Raw genomic sequence first — 2,178 nt, 5'->3', positions numbered from 1 at the left:
CATAAAGTAGATTCGATTAAGCCTATGATTGAAGCGGTGGGTGCTTCTATCTTGTGTTTGTCCCCATACTCACGCCTATTTTAATCCAATTGAATTATGGTGGTCGCAACTCAAATCTTTATTGCGACAGTTTTCACCAACCAGCACTACAGCACTTCCGGCTGCTATGAGGTACGCAGACAGTATTGAAAGTTAGGACAGGAAAGGGATACGAGTAAAACTGTGCTTCATAATAGCCGGAAGTGCTGTAAAATGGTTTACACGATAATTGCTGTGGCTCTTGACTTAATTAATCCGAAACATCTTAAAAAGTGGTTTACTAATTGCTGCTACTCTACCTCATAACATCCGGAAGTGCTGTAAGAACATCCAATGCAATAAAATATTGTCACCCTGGGGGAATTCCTGATGCCTTAGATTTCCTAATGTTTCGAGGGCAATCGATCGCACATCCCACTCATCGTCAGCGAGGAGACAAGCCAGTATGGGAGCAACAATAGGATTATCTAAATCTCCTAATTTGGCCGCAGCATTATATCTGACATCATTGCGATCGGAAAGTGTTTCGGTAGCAGCAGCAGCCACAACATCAGGCCACTTGGACTCTGGACTGCCTCCCATCCAAAAATTATCGTCAATATAATCAAACTCTCCTATAAATTCGTCTGCTTGGTAGTGAAGGTGAGAATCTACTACAGACACATCTTTGCTAATAGCACCACTAAAATCCGTTGGCGTATAATCATCGGAAGAAAAACAGCCACTAAATCGCGCTTTATGCAAATTGGCACCTTTAAATAAGGTACTATTTAAACGGCAACCAAAGAACTCTACCATTGATAAGTCGAGTCCTTCTAGACTGCAATTTCTTAAGTCACAGAAACTCAGAGTGTCCTTTGACTTGATAGGAAGCTCATGCTTTGTATCCCGCCAGTTCCTGCCCTCATACGGTGTTTTGTAAGTGCTCTATAGCTTAATAAGATCCATTGATTATTTTCCTAACTGATATTTCCAAGAGTTGGCCCATCGAGGAATCACCGGATTGTTGCCGTTGCGGTAGTCTTCAGCCCATTGTAGCACCTCTTCCATTTTTTCAATTTCTCTAGCAATCTTTTCTTTAGGCTCCTTATGATCAGAAGGCAAAATTGGCAGTTGTCTTTGTAATGCTACAATATATTGACGGCACTTTGTATCGTGGAAAGTGCCTTTTTTTAGGGACATTGGCGGGTTTTCCACTCCACCTTCAAATTGTTCCTTCATCACCATAAAAGCATAACTTCCATCTTTGTACTCTGCCTCTTCCCGATAGAGATCATTCATAATCTCTTGAGCATCATCTATCGCCATACCAACTGCACGCGGAAATCTAGATTCTCGATTCTCAATCAACCTAGAATCTGGGGTTGTTGCAGTGACTTTGAGTCTTTTAAAATTCGGGTTCTCTTGATTTCCTTTTGGATTATTCATCTCACTTTGAATAGTAAAGGGATTGCAGGGCGAGCAATTGATTATACCAAGACTTGCACAGTCACTCCCTTTTAGCTCCGAAGTTTTGATATCGCAGTGAATGTTGTATAATATTATCAATTCTTCATTAGTAATCCCCCATTACCAATTTATATGAGTTTCCAATACAGCGCCGCCCTAGTGACTTTAGCAGACCTTGATAAGGAACTTCTAGTTAAATTTTACACAAAATTTCTCGACATAGAACCAAACCCTTATATTCCCAATACTTATGCTGAATTTCAACTCCCCGGCTTAAGACTCGGCATATTCAAACCCAAAGATTCCCACAAAGGGGAATTTGCAAATCGAGCAAAAACAGGCATGAGTCTGTGTTTGGAAGTCAGCAATCTCGAAACTGCGATCGCCCGAATTTGGGCTTTAGGATATCCGCCAGCCGGAGAAATCATCAAAGCTTCTCACGGTCTAGAAATCTATGCCTTCGATCCTGCCGGCAACCGTATAATTTTGCATCAATCCCATTAAAATGTAGGATGATGGCTAATGATTAGTGAACTCTATAGCAATCCTAAATCATTATCAAGACTCTGATACAATTATATGCAATACTTGATTGTGACCATAAAAAATGAATAACTTACAACTGCCACAAAAAGATATGGAAAAAGAAATGGCTTTGTTAGAATCTTTCATTAAAAGCGATATCGATGC

At 40.4% G+C, this 2,178-nt stretch carries 3 protein-coding genes; 1 reads left to right on the top strand and 2 read right to left on the bottom strand.

The annotated features are described in order from the left end of the window. Positions 1-339 precede the first annotated feature (339 nt). Both QUA40_RS28500 and QUA40_RS28495 read right to left on the bottom strand, forming a co-directional pair. Entirely contained in the window at positions 340-837 is a 498-nt protein-coding gene (locus tag QUA40_RS28500) for a HEAT repeat domain-containing protein (RefSeq protein ID WP_445301215.1), read from the bottom strand. A 153-nt stretch (positions 838-990) separates the two neighbouring features. Further along, positions 991-1,467, bottom strand: a complete 477-nt coding sequence (locus QUA40_RS28495) for a hypothetical protein (RefSeq protein ID WP_333132034.1) — start codon at positions 1,465-1,467, stop codon at positions 991-993. A gap of 153 nt (positions 1,468-1,620) precedes the next feature. Between QUA40_RS28495 and QUA40_RS28490 the strand changes: the two genes are divergently transcribed. Next, positions 1,621-1,992, top strand: coding sequence for a VOC family protein (locus tag QUA40_RS28490; RefSeq protein ID WP_333132032.1), 372 nt, complete (start codon positions 1,621-1,623; stop codon positions 1,990-1,992). Positions 1,993-2,178: the final 186 nt, after the last annotated feature.

It is taken from the genome of Microcoleus sp. Pol11C3 (genome assembly GCF_036701485.1).
Classification (GTDB): domain Bacteria; phylum Cyanobacteriota; class Cyanobacteriia; order Cyanobacteriales; family Microcoleaceae; genus Microcoleus.
Note: the sequence above shows the minus strand (reverse complement) of the source record. Positions and strands in the feature narration are given on the sequence as shown.

Bases quoted from the DNA above. Each gene is read 5' to 3' on its own strand.
- QUA40_RS28500 (WP_445301215.1), bottom strand. From the start codon at position 837: ATGGTAGAGTTCTTTGGTTGCCGTTTAAATAGTACCTTATTTAAAGGT.
- QUA40_RS28495 (WP_333132034.1), bottom strand. From the start codon at position 1,467: ATGAATAATCCAAAAGGAAATCAAGAGAACCCGAATTTTAAAAGACTC.
- QUA40_RS28490 (WP_333132032.1), top strand. From the start codon at position 1,621: ATGAGTTTCCAATACAGCGCCGCCCTAGTGACTTTAGCAGACCTTGAT.